General features: G+C 59.8%; 13 protein-coding genes. 9 read left to right on the top strand and 4 right to left on the bottom strand.

Going from position 1 to position 14,447, the window contains the following annotated elements:
• Nucleotides 1-43 precede the first annotated feature (43 nt).
• Entirely contained in the window at nucleotides 44-1,369 is a 1,326-nt protein-coding gene (locus F1C16_RS18880; RefSeq protein ID WP_185282142.1) for a TldD/PmbA family protein, read from the top strand.
• An 81-nt stretch (nucleotides 1,370-1,450) separates the two neighbouring features.
• Nucleotides 1,451-2,131, top strand: coding sequence for a hypothetical protein (locus tag F1C16_RS18875; RefSeq protein ID WP_185282141.1), 681 nt, complete (start codon nucleotides 1,451-1,453; stop codon nucleotides 2,129-2,131).
• A gap of 99 nt (nucleotides 2,132-2,230) precedes the next feature.
• Here the strand turns inward: F1C16_RS18875 and F1C16_RS18870 are convergent, their stop codons facing one another.
• The 3 genes from F1C16_RS18870 to F1C16_RS18860 all read right to left on the bottom strand — a co-directional run bounded on the left by F1C16_RS18870 (nucleotide 2,231) and on the right by F1C16_RS18860 (nucleotide 4,498).
• Nucleotides 2,231-2,908, bottom strand: a complete 678-nt coding sequence (locus F1C16_RS18870; RefSeq protein WP_185281262.1) for an IS1595 family transposase — start codon at nucleotides 2,906-2,908, stop codon at nucleotides 2,231-2,233.
• A gap of 207 nt (nucleotides 2,909-3,115) precedes the next feature.
• Nucleotides 3,116-3,781, bottom strand: a complete 666-nt coding sequence (locus tag F1C16_RS18865; protein ID WP_185282140.1) for a porin family protein — start codon at nucleotides 3,779-3,781, stop codon at nucleotides 3,116-3,118.
• Nucleotides 3,782-3,880: 99 nt separating this feature from the next.
• Nucleotides 3,881-4,498: a porin family protein gene (locus tag F1C16_RS18860; protein WP_185282139.1), complete on the bottom strand. Its 618-nt coding sequence runs from the start codon at nucleotides 4,496-4,498 to the stop codon at nucleotides 3,881-3,883.
• Nucleotides 4,499-4,762: 264 nt separating this feature from the next.
• Here F1C16_RS18860 and F1C16_RS18855 point away from each other — a divergent pair, with 264 nt between their 5' ends.
• The 6 genes from F1C16_RS18855 to F1C16_RS18830 all read left to right on the top strand — a co-directional run bounded on the left by F1C16_RS18855 (nucleotide 4,763) and on the right by F1C16_RS18830 (nucleotide 13,345).
• The gene (locus F1C16_RS18855; protein WP_185282138.1) at nucleotides 4,763-5,386 is read left to right on the top strand and encodes a DUF4159 domain-containing protein; all 624 of its coding nucleotides are present in this window, start codon (nucleotides 4,763-4,765) and stop codon (nucleotides 5,384-5,386) included.
• Nucleotides 5,387-5,504: 118 nt separating this feature from the next.
• Nucleotides 5,505-6,482 (top strand): MoxR family ATPase, encoded by a 978-nt coding sequence (locus F1C16_RS18850; RefSeq protein WP_185282137.1) that lies wholly within the window; start codon nucleotides 5,505-5,507, stop codon nucleotides 6,480-6,482.
• Between the two features lie 195 nt (nucleotides 6,483-6,677).
• A complete protein-coding gene (locus F1C16_RS18845) occupies nucleotides 6,678-7,541 on the top strand; it encodes a DUF58 domain-containing protein (protein ID WP_185282136.1) in 864 nt (287 codons plus the stop codon).
• A gap of 158 nt (nucleotides 7,542-7,699) precedes the next feature.
• The gene (locus tag F1C16_RS18840; protein ID WP_185282135.1) at nucleotides 7,700-9,283 is read left to right on the top strand and encodes a BatA domain-containing protein; all 1,584 of its coding nucleotides are present in this window, start codon (nucleotides 7,700-7,702) and stop codon (nucleotides 9,281-9,283) included.
• Nucleotides 9,280-11,505, top strand: coding sequence for a DUF4175 family protein (locus F1C16_RS18835; protein WP_185282134.1), 2,226 nt, complete (start codon nucleotides 9,280-9,282; stop codon nucleotides 11,503-11,505). The genes F1C16_RS18840 and F1C16_RS18835 overlap by 4 nt, the downstream gene beginning before the upstream one ends.
• 46 nt (nucleotides 11,506-11,551) lie before the next feature.
• On the top strand, nucleotides 11,552-13,345 hold the full coding sequence (locus F1C16_RS18830) for a hypothetical protein (protein WP_185282133.1): 1,794 nt from the start codon (nucleotides 11,552-11,554) through the stop codon (nucleotides 13,343-13,345).
• A gap of 154 nt (nucleotides 13,346-13,499) precedes the next feature.
• On the opposite strand, the gene F1C16_RS18825 is transcribed toward F1C16_RS18830, so the two are convergent.
• Entirely contained in the window at nucleotides 13,500-13,718 is a 219-nt protein-coding gene (locus tag F1C16_RS18825; protein WP_185282132.1) for a hypothetical protein, read from the bottom strand.
• Between the two features lie 136 nt (nucleotides 13,719-13,854).
• On the opposite strand from F1C16_RS18825, the gene F1C16_RS18820 reads away from it, so the two are divergent.
• Nucleotides 13,855-14,442, top strand: coding sequence for an RNA polymerase sigma factor (locus tag F1C16_RS18820; protein WP_185282131.1), 588 nt, complete (start codon nucleotides 13,855-13,857; stop codon nucleotides 14,440-14,442).
• Nucleotides 14,443-14,447: the final 5 nt, after the last annotated feature.

Raw genomic sequence — 14,447 nt, 5'->3', positions numbered from 1 at the left:
TCCGGGAGAGGGCCGGGGGGGTGGGGTCACGAAACCAACAATTATGGCAATCCTTACCCAAGAACAAGCCCAGGCTATCCTACAAAAAGTCCTCAGCTTCAGCACCGCCGATGAGTGTCAGGCCACGCTGTCGGGTCGTACGGCAGGCAATATTCGCTATGCTCGTAATGCCGTGAGCACGGCCGGCAAGTCTGATAACGTGTCGCTGGCCGTGGAGTCGCGGTTTGGTAAACGCTCGGGCGTGGCTACCTGCAATCAGTTTGATGATGCTACCCTGAAACGCTGCGTGCAGCGGGCCGAGGAAACCGCAAAGCTGGCGCCCGAAGATCCCGAGTACATGCCCCTGCTCGGGCCGCAGCAGTACCTCACGCCTAACGCCTTTGCCGCCAGCACCGCCGCCGATACCGCTGACGCCCGCGCCCAGGCCGCCGGCGACAGCATTGCACTATGCGAGGCCAAAAAGCTGACGGCCGCCGGCTTCTTGGAAAACAGCAGCAGCTTCCGCGCCCTGCGTAACAGCAAAGGCCTGCAAGCCTACCAGCCCGATACCTACGTCGACTTCTCGGTGACGGTGCGCACGGCCGATGGCATGGGCTCGGGCTACGCCGTGGCCGATTTTACAGATATTAAGCAGTTCGATGCGAAGGTGCTGACCGAGCGCGCCGCCAGCAAAGCGGCCGGCTCGGTGGGCGCCCGCGCCATTGAGCCCGGCAAGTACACCGTGATTCTGGAGCCGGCCGCGCTGGTATCGGATGAGGGGTTGCTCAACAACCTGATGTACTCGCTCGATGCTCGCTCGGCTGATGAAGGCCGCTCGTTTCTGAGTAAGAAAGGCGGCGGTACCAAGAAGGGCGAAAAGCTCTTTGATGAGCGCGTGACCATCTATACCGACCCTACCAACCCCGCCGCGCCCAGCAGCGTGTTCGACGGCGAAGGCCTACCCGTGAAGCGCATCAACTGGATCAACAAAGGCAAGGTCGACAACCTGTACTACTCGCGCTATTGGGCCCAGAAAAACAACGTGGCCCCTACCCCCTTCCCCGGCAATTTCATCATGGAAGGCGGCACGCAGAGCCTGGAGGAGATGATCAAAGGCACGCAGAAAGGCATTCTAGTAACGCGCCTGTGGTACATCCGCGGCGTGGACCCGCAGACGCTCCTCTTCACCGGCCTGACGCGCGACGGCACGTTCTACATTGAAAACGGTAAGGTGAAGTTCCCGGTGAAAAATCTGCGCTTCAACGAGTCGCCCATTATCATGCTGAACAACTTAGAAACCATTGGTAAACAGCAGCGCCTGGGCGGCAATTTGGTGCCGCCGCTCAAGATTCGGGACTTCACGTTCACCAGTCTCTCGGACGCGGTGTAAGGGCATATCTTCGTGGAATTACAGTAAAATGGCTCGTATTTGGCTTTCGCCGAATACGAGCCATTTTTCATCCTATTTATCATGAAGAAGTTATTCTGCTTTCTGTTTTTAGTGCCTACCCTATTGCACTGCGCCTATGCACAACAAGCGCTTACTGATACCACGACATGGCACGACACTAATGCAAAGGCCAAACATGGCTTAGCCGTTATCAAATTAGTGGACAATCGCACTGTTCACGCCTATTTGCCTACCAATGCGATTGGCTACATTAATACTATCGATTATTTCCGAAAAAATCCGGAGGTGCGGCCCTTTCCTAAGATTCAATACATCCCCGTTAATGACCTAGAAGTAGTAGAGATGCGCGGCTTCCATCTGGAGAACATGCGTGCTGCCGGTCATCCTGATATCTTGGCCATGCGTGTGTTGGAAGGTCCGGTGGAGCTATTTATGATGAGCGGAAAAATCACCGATAATCTACCGGGGGTTGTCTTTGTGGCTTCCGGTCTCAGCTTATTCACTACAGCTGCCTTTCTAAGCGGTGCAGCAGTGGAAAATAACCGCTGGTTTGTGCGCCGTAATGGTCAGCTGATTGCCTTGAAACATAGCAATTTCCGAGAGCAAATGGGTCAATACACTGCTGACTGCCTAGGAATTAGCACACAGGTGAAACAGGGCATGGATGGTTTCCGGTACAAGGATACGCCCAACATTATCAAGCTGTACAACGAGTTCTTACAGCAACGTGCAACGAACTAGCGCCCTACTCAGCAGTTGTGGGCTGCTGAGTAGGGCGCTAGTTCGTGGTTGGTATACAGGCCAGCTTAAATAGATATGGGGCTTAGGAAGCAAAACTAATTAGAGGGGCTGTTGACGAAGCAATTTAAGTAAGAGTTTGTACAGGTCTTCGTGGCGATGATTGAAGCGAAACTCGGCCTCTTTCAAGTGTAGTAAAAACGTATGGTTGGGCACGCCCTTGAAGCGTTGCAGATGGGCTTTGGCAAAGCTCCAAAATGATTCAATCCCGTTGATATGCGAGGCTCCCTGGACAAACTCGTTCTGCCCATGATGCACCCGAAAATGACGGTCGTAGCCCACGTCCACCAAGCCATCATAGCCGCGCCAGCCATCGGTGTTGACCATCGCCGTGACATCAATCTTACCCCGAATAATAGCTTGCAGGGTCTTTTTCGAGCAATCCGGGACGATTTCCGTGTATACCTGAGCCCCGCGTTTGAACAGGCCAAAGACAATGGTTTTACCCCCCGCTCCCCGGCCCCGTTTGCCGCGTACGCGCCGCGGGCCGAAGTAGCTCTCGTCCAGTTCGACGGCCCCGTCCAGGTCAGCCGGCACCGGGCTGCAAGCTAGCAGCCGGTGGCGCAGGCGCAGGTATATGTCGTTGACCGCGCGTACGCTCAGACCCGTCAGCCGGGCCGCGTCCGAAGCCGTCAAATCCAGCGCGAAAAGACGCAACAAGTAGCGAAATTTGACCTCGGAAATTTTGCTGCACTTATAATAGCGGTTAGTTTGCTGCATAACAGGAAGTTATGCCCCATTCCTCGCTTTTTGCTTCCTAAGCCCCTAGATATTAAACTTGCGTTCTTATCATAGAAAAAACGAAAAAGGACGTGCTGCCAGATTTTACAGGCCATTCCTAATTTAGAAATGAGGCTTACGCACAAGAAATGAATGTTCCGCTGCATTAGCTCCTACCGATGCAGCAGGACAGGACATTCATTTTTCCTACCCACCTAGCTGGTAGCTCACCAACGCCTGCGCTACCTGGTTTCGCAAATGGTTATCGTCACTAGTAATTTGATTGTCACGGGCAATCGAAATAAGGCCAGTACTAGCCCGTATTCCCACCGCGAATCCGGCGGGTAGCTTCACCCCGATGCCAGCGCATATGCCAACATCAAACCGTCGAAAGTCAGCCGTTGCCGAGCGGTCGAAATACGTGGTGTTATCTGGTCCCATATAGCTGCTTAGGTAGGAAAGGGTCCGCTCCTCCCCTTTTTCGCGTGCCGCGAGTAAGAACCCAGCTTGCGGCCCAGCTTCTAAGTAGAACCTACCAAAATGGGTCCGCAGCATTACGGGTATCGTTAGGTAGGATAGCTTGAGTTGATACTGAGCATGATAATCCTCTGCTGGAAAATTAAAGCGCAGCACCTCCGCATCTAGTTGTTGCCGACTGAACTGCACTTCGGGAACCAATGAAAAGTGGCCCGCCAGCTTTTGTTCATAAAATACGCCTACCTGATAGCCTACTCTACCCTTAGGGTGTATGTAGTTACTCGACTTATTTTCTTTGGAAAGAGTAGCATAGTTAGCACCAGCCTTCACACCGAATTGAGCTTGCGCGGTGCTTACCAGCAGCAAGCTGGCAAGTAGGAGTAAGGGTTGTTTCATATATAATAGAATAGATAGGAACCGTAGAAAACAAACGGGCTGGCTCTGTAGAGAGCCAGCCCGTTGCCTAAACGTTGCATGTCCTTCTATCTGACACTGCTAATGGCCTAGCTGAAGCGCCACGTAGCCTTGAAACACGCGGTTTTTGAGGCGGGCATCGTTTACGCCGGTAAGGTTATCCACGTCGTTCACGTCGTTGAGGCCCGCGTTGAAGCGGGCACCGATGAGGAGGGCTGAGAACTTAAGGCCCACCCCGGCGCACAGGCTGAAGTCACCGCGCTTGAAGTCGCTGGTGGCGCCGCGCTTGTAGTCGTTGTAGGTGGCTGCGCCGCCGGTGCCTTGCACACGCTGCGTACCCTCTTTGGTGGCATCGAGCAGGAAGGAAAACTGCGGGCCCGCCTCCACAAACAGCGGCCCTACGTGCACTTTAGCCAGCACCGGCACCGTGAAGTAGTGCATTTTGGTATCGAAGTCCTCGAACTGGCTCTTGATGTTCCCGCCCTGCGAAGAGTACAGCAGTTCCGGCTGCACCGATAGTGGCCCAATCAGTTTGGCCTCGTAAAAAACCCCCGCATGGTAGGAAGTATTGTAGCTGGTGCTCCCGTCGATGTTTTCACCATTGAGCACAGACTGGTTGACGCCGGCTTTCACGCCGAGTTGGGCATAGGCTCCGCTGCTTAGCAGCAGGCCAAACAGAAGGAAGAAGAATTGTTTCATGGCAGGTGAAGCGTGTTTGTTACAGTTTTAGAGTGAAGCTGTTTCCTTAAACGTTAGCCGGGCCGCGCAGTATATCTGGCGGCCTATTATTTTGGCAACTGCTGGGCTTCAGACCTTGACTCAATCCCGCGAAGCGCCATTCGTTGCAATGCTAATCAGGTTTTTTTGCGTTTTTAGCAAAAACCGATGCCACCTTCTGCTAGCTTGCCGCGTCCTTGCCTCGGTTTCTACCCTTGCCATTATCCATTATTAATTTTCAACTGATTGCCTACCCCCTTCACGTTTGTGCGGCTCAGCTACCACTCCGGCGATTGGGATGCCGTGGATGAGCGCATGCCCAGTAACTTGCTGCATTCGCTGGTGCAGTACACCACGGTGCCAGTCGACCAGAAGGAAAAAGTGGTGGCCCTAGACTCGCCGGAGTTGTTTCGCTACCCGTTTTGCTACCTCTCGGGGCACCGGTTAGTACAGTTCAGTGAGGCTGAGAAGAAGAACTTCACGCAGTACGTGCGCAACGGCGGATTCGTGTTTGTAGACGATTGCAACCATGACATCGACGGGCTATTCGCGCGCTCCTTCGAGGAGCAGATGCGCGTGTGCTTCGGGGCGGGTGCGCTCAAGAAGCTACCCAAAACCCACCCCATCTATTCGCAGTTTTTCAAGTTTCCGGACGGCCCGCCGCCTACCGGCTTCGAGCTAAACGGCTGGGGCGACGACCTCGTGCACGACTACCTGAAAGGCGTGGAAACCAACGGCCGCCTAGGCGTGCTCTACTCCAACAAAGATTACGGCTGCGAGTGGGACTACGACTTCCGCAACAAGCGCTTTCTGGCCGAGGATAACACAAAGTTTGGCGTCAATATTTTGCTATATGCCCTCACGGCTTGAGCTGTTAGCTGATGGCTGTTGGCCGTTAGCTTTTTTGCCCTACTACTTCAACATCATTTTCCAAGACAAAAGCTAGCAGCTAACAGCCATCAGCTAACAGCTAACAGCTCAAAAATCCATGACTGAACAAGACGTAAAACGCCTGCTTGCCAAACTGCCGCCCCTGCGCGAGGAAATTGCCAAAGTCATTGTGGGGCAAACGCAAGTGCTGGATGAAGTGCTGGTGGCCCTGCTGGCCGGCGGCCACGCACTGCTAGAAGGTGTGCCGGGCCTAGCTAAAACCTTGCTGGTGCGCACCCTGGCCTCGGCCACCGACCTACCCTTCCGCCGCATTCAGTTCACGCCCGACCTAATGCCGACGGACATTCTCGGCACCGAAGTTCTGGAGGAAGACCACGGCACGGGGCACCGCTCGTTCAAGTTCAACGAAGGGCCGATTTTCGCTAGCCTAGTGCTGGCCGATGAAATCAACCGGACGCCGCCCAAGACGCAGGCGGCTTTGCTGGAAGCCATGCAGGAAGGCCACGTGACCTACGCCGGCCAGGAGCACGCCCTACCCAAGCCGTTCTTTTTGCTGGCCACGCAGAATCCCATCGAGCAGAGCGGCACCTACCCGCTACCCGAGGCCCAGCTCGACCGTTTTCTGCTTTACATTCGCATTGGCTACCCCACCGAGCAGGAGGAGCTGGCCGTGTTGAGCGGCACCACCGGCATCAATAAAGCCCAGGTGCAACCCGTGCTGGGCGGCGACGACATCCGGCAGTTGCAGCAACTGGTGCGTCAGGTGAGTCTGAGTCCTGAGCTGCTGAGCTTCGTGAACCGGCTGGTGCGCTCTACCCGCCCGGCTACCTCAGAGGTGAAGTTTATTCAGGACTACGGGCGCTGGGGCGCGGGGCCGCGTGCTGGTCAGGCTCTCATTCTGTGCGCCAAAGCGCGGGCGTTGCTGCAAGGCCGCTTTGCTGCTACTCTTGATGATATTAAAGCCCTGGCCCCGGCCGTGCTGCGCCACCGCGTGCTGCTGAATTTCAACGCCGAAGCCGAAAACCTGACGCCGGATAATGCCGTGCAGGAGCTGCTGAAGGCCGTGGCGGTGTAATTCTGCTGTCATCCTGAGCTTGCGAAGGGCCTTATCCTGTTAGGGCGACCAAGCGTCTGCCAGCAACTCTACCCTGTTATCCTGAGCTTGCGGACGTCTTCATACCAAGTAGTTACTACCTAATGCATGGTCGTCCCAGCGGGATAAGGTCCTTCACTCCGCTCAGGATGACACATAAAATATCAACTAAAAACCATGCTCAGCCCCGACCAACTCTACGCCCTGCGCAACCTCCCCTTGGCTGCCAAACAAGTAGCTGAGGGCTTCTTGCACGGTCAGCACCTGAGCCGGCGCCGGGGCGTGGGTATGGAGTTCAGCCAGTACCGCCCCTACCAGCCCGGCGACGACCTGCGCCGCCTCGACTGGCGCCTGGCCGCTCGCTCCGACCGCTACTACATTCGCGAGTCGGAGGTGGATACCAGCCTCACGGTGCATTTGCTGCTGGACGCCACCGCCAGCATGAACCACCGCGACGACAACGGCCTCAGCAAGCTCGACTACGGCCGGCTGCTGCTGGCGGCGTTGGCCTACCTGGCGGTAAATCAAGGCGATGCCGTGGCCCTTACCATTCTGCGTCCCGATGGCCTGCAACACCTGCCGCCCCGCGCCGATCCCAGGCAGCTTACGCGCATCTTTCATACCCTGGAAAACGCTACGGCTACTGGTCGCTTCCCGGCGGCGGCCGAGCTGGCGCCCCTCACTGCTCGGCGGCAGCGCGCTCTTACTATCTGCGTGAGCGATTTGTATGAGGAAGACGGGGAGATTGACACGCTCCTGACGCGCCTACGCACCACCAGCGGTGAGGTGCTGTTGCTGCACCTGCTGGCCCGCAACGAGCTGGACTTCACCTACCGCGGCGCCGTCACCTTTGAGGACTTGGAAACCGGCCGCACGCTCCAACTCAACGCCGACCAGCAGCGCCGGGCCTGGCAGGAGCACCTGCAAAGCTGGCTGCGTGAAGCCGCTACCCAGGCCCGCCGCCGCGGCTTCGAGTATGCCCAACTAAACACCGCCGAACCGCTGGACCGAGCCCTGCGCGAATTTTTGAAACGACGGTAGGGGCGCCTTGCAGGCGCCCGTCGCAACAGATGGTTCTATTTTTCATCCTTTGATGCACACACCACACCGAGCTCCCTAAGCGGAAACGCAACAGTCTGTACCCCTACAACCGCCTGCGTATCACTGGGCGCCTGCCAGGCGCCCCTACCTTTTGCCTCATGCTTGCACTGCCCCTATCAGCGTTTCACGTATTGCACCCCACGGCCGGCCTGTTGGCGCTGCTGGGGGTGCTGGTGCCGCTGCTGGTTTACCTCTGGAACCGGCGCCCTGCCCGGGTGGTGCAGGTAGGCAGCCTGCGCTGGCTGGAAACGGCCGCCAACCGCCGTCTGCGCCGCCTGAATCCTGAGCAACTGCTGTTGTTTCTGCTGCGGTCCGCATTGGTGGGCGTGTTGGCGCTGGCTGTGGCAGGGCTGAGCTGGCAGGAGCCCACGCCGCCCGTGCGGGGACAAGTGCTGCTGAGTCCCGACCTGCTGGCCTCATCGGCCCTAGCCGCCGTGCGCCCCGGCATCGATTCGCTGCGCCAGCAAGGCTACGAGTTGCGCCAACTGCGGCGCGGCTTTCCGCGGGTGCCGGCCCGCACCTGGGCGCGCTTGGCCTCGCCTACCCCTTCGCTTACCGATTCGCTCCGGGCATTGCTTCCAGCTGATAACTTGTGGATGCGCGCCCAGCAAGCCGCCGACTCCTTCCCCAACCGACCACTCCGCGTATTTTCGACGGCGGCGTTGCGGCGGTTTGAGGGCCCACGCCCGGCGCTACCCGCCACTTTGCGCTGGCAATTGATTCCTACCCCTGATTCGGCCCGTTGGCTACAGGCTGCGGCCTTGGTTGGCACCGACAGCTTACGCTTGCTGGTGGGCCGTAGCACCGAGGAAGCCAGCACCTTCCGCAGCCTGACAGTGCGACGCCCTGCCAACGGCGCTTCCGTGCGGGTGACGGGCTTACCGGGTATTTCCTACCAAACCACAGCCAACGGCGCCCAACTGCGCACACTTGATTCTACCATCGTACCGGTACGCACTACGCCGGTGCGCGCGTGGCTGCTCACGGATGCCGCGTATGCGCTGGAGGCCCGCTATTGGCGGGCGGCGGTGCAGGCTGTCTCCGTCGGGTTGGTGGCTCCGCTGCAACTTACGGCCGCTACCCAAGCGCCTGCCGGGCCGCTGCCCGATGTGGTTATCTGGCTGAAAGACGCGCCGCTGCCCGCTGCCTGGCAACAAGCAGCCGTGCCGGGTACGCAGGTGTGGCGGGTAGGGCGCGGGGCCGGCCGGGCCGTCAGTAGCACCTTCATTCCTACTAACACGCAAACCGCCGTTGCCATTCGGCGTCTTGATTCGCTGACGGTGGCGGCGGCCGAAACCGTGTGGCAAGATGCTGCGGGTCGGCCGCTGCTCGTCCGGCAGGCGCTGGGTGCGGGCACGTTGTATGACCTTCGCACCCGGCTGCACCCAAGCTGGAGCGCGTTGGGCGAAAGTCCGGCCCTGCCGGGACTGCTGCTGCCACTGCTCCAGCCGCCCGTAGCGCCTACCCGCTTGCTTGCCCACGATCAGCGCACCCTCGACCCGCACCAGCTATTGACCACGGCCGCGCCAGCCGCTGCGGCTGTTTCCGTAGCTGATGATGCTCCGCCCGCTACCGATTTGCGGCCGTGGGTGGTGCTAGCGGCCGTGCTGCTGTTTGGGTTGGAACGGTTGTTATCCGGGCGTGCTGCCGGGCGTCTTCTCACTGCTACTGCTTCCGTATGAGCATTTCCGTAACTTCTGCCGCCGTTGAGCCAGGTCTGTTGCGCCGCGTGGCGCGTTCGTACGCCAGCCGCCGCACAGTACAGATTCTGCTGCCTTTCTTAGCGGCTAGCGGCGCGGCGCTGGTAACCGCAGAGCGGTGGCCGCAGGCGGGGCCAGCCTTGCTAGTGTTGCTAGCCGTGGGCGTTATAGCACTGGTAGTGTGGCTGATCCGCTTGTGGCAATTCCAGCCCGAGCCACTGGCCCGCCGCCTCGACCGGGAGTTTGCGGAACTAGAAGACAGCACCGGGCTGCTCCTGCGCCCTACCCCCGACCTCAACCTACTAGAGCAACTACAGCAGCAGCACGTAGCCGAGCGCCTCGATGCGCTGACTGCCACTACCCCCGCGCTTTTGCACACACCATGGCGCACGTCGTTACTGCTTACCGGCCTATTTTTGGTGGTAGCCGGCGTGTGTTGGTTCCTACCCTCGCCGGCCGCACAGCCAGTTGCCACGGTAGCCACGGCGCCCGTCGTACCCTTGCGGTTTGTGGGCAAACCGGCGCCAGCCAAGGCCCCACGTATTCAGGAATTGAAGCTGCTGGTGACGCCGCCGGTCTACACGCGACGGGCAGGTTTTGCGGCGGCCCAACCGTCGTTTCAGGCGCCGGCCGGGTCGCGGGTACGGTGGCGGGTACGTGTGAGCCGCCGCGCCGCCGCGCCGGTGCTGGAATTGGGCAAGCAGCGGGTACCGCTACGGCCCGTGGCCGACGATTCGCTGGCGTTTGAGGCTGAACAAGTAGTGAACAGTTCGGTGCTCTACCGGCTGCGGTTTGCAGGACAAACTTCTGAGGACTATGCCATTGAAGTCATTCCTGACCGGGCACCTACCCTCCAACTCATCACACCGAAACCCTATACCCTGGTAGAATTTGGGCAGAAGCCGCAGGTGGGCGTGCGCGTAACCGTGCGCGACGACTACGGTCTGAGTCGGGCCCGCTTGGTAGCTACTGTGGCCAAGGGCGAAGGCGAGGCGGTGAAGTTTACGGAAGTAGCCACTGACCTCAGCGCTCAGCTGCGCGGTCAGCCTACCCAACACCAGCTTACCTACACCCTGCAACTACGCCAGCTGGGTCTCACTTACGGCGACGAGGTATATTTCTACGTGCAGGCCTGGGACAACCACCGGCAAATGGCCCGTACCGACACCTACCTGGTGCAGTGGGAAGACACCACCATCGACGCTTCCGGGGCCGATATTTCCCTGGGTGTGAACGTGGTGCCGGCCTACTTCCGCAGTCAGCGCCAGGTAATTATCGATACGGAAAAGCTGCTTTTGGAGCGCAAAGGACTGGATCAGTCCACATTTGCCAGTCGCGCCAACGACATTGGGCACGACCAAAAGGTGCTGCGTATGCGCTACGGTAAGTTTATGGGCGAGGAATTTGAGGAAAGCATCGGCCAGGCCAACGCCCTACCCGAAGGCGAAAAGGAAGAGCACCACGAGGGCGACGGCCATGACCACGGCCATGAGCACGGAGCCCCGTCAACCAACGCCAACCCGTCGTCGCTGGAAACCACGGCCGCCCTCATGGACCCCTACATGCACAAGCACGACGACGCCGAAACCGCCGATTTCCTGGAGCCGGCCGTGAAAGCCAAGCTCAGCGTGGTGCTCAGTCAGATGTGGGAAGCCGAACTGCGCCTGCGCACCGCTCGTCCCGCCGAGGCCCTACCCTACGAGTACAAGGCCCTGCGCCTGCTGAAAGAAGTGCAGCAGCAAACCCGCGTCTACGTCAAAAAAGCCGGCTACACCCCGCCGCCCATGCCCGAAGCCACGGTTCGCCTCACGGGCGAGCTAGAAGGCGCTGCCACACCCCAGCGCCGCGCCGATGTGGCGGCGCCGGCCTCCCAACCAGCCGTGCGGGCTGCCCTGGGCCTACTGAGTCGCTTGCGTCGCGGCCAATCTGCCGCCTCTGCCGATGCCGCTTTGCTCGACCGCGCCGGACCGCCGCTGGCCCAGGCCGCCCTGCAACGTCCCGGCGCCTACCTCACCGCCCTGCGTGACCTGCGCCAACTCAGCGCCGCTTTGCGTGCTGGACAGCCGGTACCTTGCCCCGATTGCCTACCTGTAGTGGAGCGTGCCCTCACGGCCCTACTGCCTACCCCTACTTCCGCGCCTACCCCTGCTCCTGCGCCCAACCGCCTGGCTCGGCGCTACTTGCAAGCGTTGGGTCAGCCGTAGTGCCGCCTTATTATTTGGTTTGATTGTTTGTCTTTACTTCAGCTCCTTGTCTGCCTTCACCCCAAACTTTCTTTTCTACGCGCTGCTCATCTTCTGTCTGCTGCTGGCTGTTGGGCTGAGCGTGGCCGCCTGGCGCCGTCCCAACCGGCAACGGTTGGCCTTGCGCCTGGTAGCGGGCTGGGTGGCCGCGGCCGCTTTGTGGCTGATAGCCTACCCGCCTACCCGCACCGTGCCCGGCAGCCGGCAGCAAGCCATTCTACTGATGCCCGGCTACCAACCCGATTCGCTGCAAGCCCTGTTACGCCAGTTGGGTACGGGCACCCAACTGTGGCGCTACGGCGCGGCCCCTACCCCCGACACGCCTACCCTGCACAGCCTAGTAGCCCTGCGCGAGCAGTTGCCCCACCTCCGGCAGCTGCACGTGCTGGGGCGGGGCCTGCCCTCAGATGCCGCCTCTGTTGCTGACTCGCTTCACCTGATTCGGCACGGTGGCGCGGCAGTGGCTGGCTTTCGGGCGGCGCAGTGGGCGCGGCAGGTGGCGCTAGGGAAAACGTTGCAGCTGAATGGCTCCTTTGCGGCGGCCACCGCAGATAAAGCGCCGGTGTGGGTAGGGCTGCGCGCCGCCGGCAAAACCCGCGACTCGGTGCAGCTAAAAAATGGGCGCGGCACTTTTCAGCTTCGCTACCTACCCAAAGCTACTGGCCTGGCCGAGTACGAGTTGTGGGCGCGGCGCGGCACGCAGGTCGTAGCCCGCGAGACGGTGCCCGTGGAGGTAATGGCAATAGCGCCTTTACGCGTACTGCTACTCACCACCACACCCGGTTTCGAATTCAACTTTCTCAAAAACTACCTGGGCACCCAGCAACACCGCGTGGCGCTGCGCACGCAAGTCAGCAAAGGCCTCACCCAGACAGCTTTCCTCAACCAGCCAACCCACGACCTGCGTCGCCTATCGCCTACCCTACTGGCTCGCTACGATGTGGTAATAGCCGACAATGGCACTCTCACCAGCCTCGCGCCCGCCGAAGCCCAGGCCATGCGCGCGGCCGTACAAAACCAAGGCTTGGGCTTATTGCTACTAGCCGAGCCGGGCGCCCTACCCCGCGCCCTACCCGGTCGCGCCGCCTTTAGCCTGCTGCCCCGCCCCACCGGCGCCGACCTCCCCCAGCCCGTGCGCTGGCCCGATGCGCCGGCCTCGCTGGCCGCCCCGCTCGCTGCCGAGCTGCGGCTCCAGGCAGGTAGCACCGCCCTGGTTACGGACGCCCGCCAACGCCCGGTGGTGGGCGTAACGCGGGTAGGGCTAGGGCACGTGGTAGTCAGCACGCTGGCCGCCACCTACCCTTGGCAGCTGCAAACGACTAACACAGCTGGCTATGCGGCTTTTTGGAGTCGCCTGCTGGCCGCGGTGGCCCGCCCAGTGCCCGTGGCAGCGCAGTGGCAAGTGGTAGATGCCTGGCCCCGCCCACATCAGCCTACTACTCTACGCCTAGAATCGGCCACGCTTCCGGCTACGCTGCCCATTGTTACCACAGCTAAGCAACCAGCCGTCCGCCTACCCATGCAGCAGGATACGCGCCTGCCGGAGTGGTCTACGGGGCAGTTTTGGCCCACCGTCGCGGGCTGGCACCAGGTGCAGGGCCCCGGCGCTACCCGGCAGTGGTTCTACGTGTTTGCGCCCACTGCCTGGCAGGCTACGGAGCGCGAAGCCTACCAGGCGCCGACTGCTGTAGCACCCAACAACCTCCCCCCCACTACTACCCGGCAGCCGTGGGCAGTAGGCTGGTTTGTGGCCCTCTTTGTATTGGCGGCGGGCACGCTCTGGCTGGAGGAAAAGCTGTAGCACCTCACCGCTCGCCCGGCCGCTTTCCTACGTAACCGCTACTTTTGTGCCTGCTTGGGTAGGCTACAACAAAAAAGGTCCGTACCCTCCCGGAGGAAGATACGGACCTTTCGTTTGCTGGCGTTGTGGGTACAACGCCAGCAAATAGTATGGTTTACTCAGCCGTGGTGGTAGTAGTCGACATGGTCGAGGTCGAATCAGCCATCGGAGCGGTTCCTTCCATCGTCGAGGTCGAGTCGTTGCTCATCATGGGCGCCGTCTCGGTGGTCGTAGTTTCCGTCGTGGTCGTGGTTTCAGCAGGCTTCGACTCGCACGAAGCGAGGCCAGCAGCGAATACGATAGCCAGGGCAGATACTTTCAGTAGGTTTTTCATCTTTGGGGTTGGGTTGATTTTTCGTCTGAAAACGCTCTTAATCCCTGCTTCGAAGAAAAGTAACCCGAGTTGAGAATATTTATTTTTGATGGGTTACGTAAGAGCCCCATCCGTATTAAAACAAGAAGTATAGCGAATGGGTAAGGGACTTCCTTCCTACACCGATGCAGAGTTCGTGGCGGCCATCCGCCAGGGCGACGACCGGGCGCTGGCGCAGCTCTACCGCTTGCACCTCCCCATGGTTCTTCACTTGATACAGCAAAACAGCGGTACCGAGGACGAGGCCAAGGATGTGTATCAGGAGGGCGTGATGGTGTTCTACGAGAAGGTACGCGACGGCTCGTTGGAGCTAAGCTGCCAGATTAAGACCTACCTCTACGCCGTGTGCCGCCGGTTGTGGTTGAAGCGGCTGGCCGAGAAAAACCGCTTTGGCGGTAGTCTCTCCGACCACGAGCCCTACCTCGAAACGGGCGCCGAGCAGGATTTGCTCGAAGCCCAGGAGCGCGACCGGCGGTTTGCCATGATGGGCGAGGCGCTGGAACGCATTGGGGAACCCTGCCGTTCGCTACTCGAAGGTTTTTACTTGCTGGATAAGTCCATGCAGGAGCTTACCGCGGAGTTTGGCTATACCAACGCCGACAACGCCAAGAATCAGAAATATAAATGTTTGGTGCGCCTGAAAAAGCTGTTTTTCACCCACTATCAGGAGGAAGAATCGTTCTAGCAGCC

It is taken from the genome of Hymenobacter sp. NBH84 (assembly GCF_014217645.1).
GTDB classification, from domain to species: domain Bacteria; phylum Bacteroidota; class Bacteroidia; order Cytophagales; family Hymenobacteraceae; genus Hymenobacter; species Hymenobacter profundi.
The sequence above is the reverse complement of the archived record's forward strand: the minus strand, read 5'-3'. Positions and strand labels throughout refer to the sequence as shown.

Coding starts and splice junctions, on each gene's coding strand:
- F1C16_RS18870 (WP_185281262.1), bottom strand. CDS start 2,908: ATGCAGCAAACTAACCGCTATTATAAGTGCAGCAAAATTTCCGAGGTC.
- F1C16_RS18835 (WP_185282134.1), top strand. CDS start 9,280: ATGAGCATTTCCGTAACTTCTGCCGCCGTTGAGCCAGGTCTGTTGCGC.
- F1C16_RS18820 (WP_185282131.1), top strand. CDS start 13,855: ATGGGTAAGGGACTTCCTTCCTACACCGATGCAGAGTTCGTGGCGGCC.
- F1C16_RS18825 (WP_185282132.1), bottom strand. CDS start 13,718: ATGAAAAACCTACTGAAAGTATCTGCCCTGGCTATCGTATTCGCTGCT.
- F1C16_RS18860 (WP_185282139.1), bottom strand. CDS start 4,498: ATGAAACAATTCTTCTTCCTTCTGTTTGGCCTGCTGCTAAGCAGCGGA.
- F1C16_RS18850 (WP_185282137.1), top strand. CDS start 5,505: ATGACTGAACAAGACGTAAAACGCCTGCTTGCCAAACTGCCGCCCCTG.
- F1C16_RS18865 (WP_185282140.1), bottom strand. CDS start 3,781: ATGAAACAACCCTTACTCCTACTTGCCAGCTTGCTGCTGGTAAGCACC.
- F1C16_RS18880 (WP_185282142.1), top strand. CDS start 44: ATGGCAATCCTTACCCAAGAACAAGCCCAGGCTATCCTACAAAAAGTC.
- F1C16_RS18845 (WP_185282136.1), top strand. CDS start 6,678: ATGCTCAGCCCCGACCAACTCTACGCCCTGCGCAACCTCCCCTTGGCT.
- F1C16_RS18840 (WP_185282135.1), top strand. CDS start 7,700: ATGCTTGCACTGCCCCTATCAGCGTTTCACGTATTGCACCCCACGGCC.
- F1C16_RS18875 (WP_185282141.1), top strand. CDS start 1,451: ATGAAGAAGTTATTCTGCTTTCTGTTTTTAGTGCCTACCCTATTGCAC.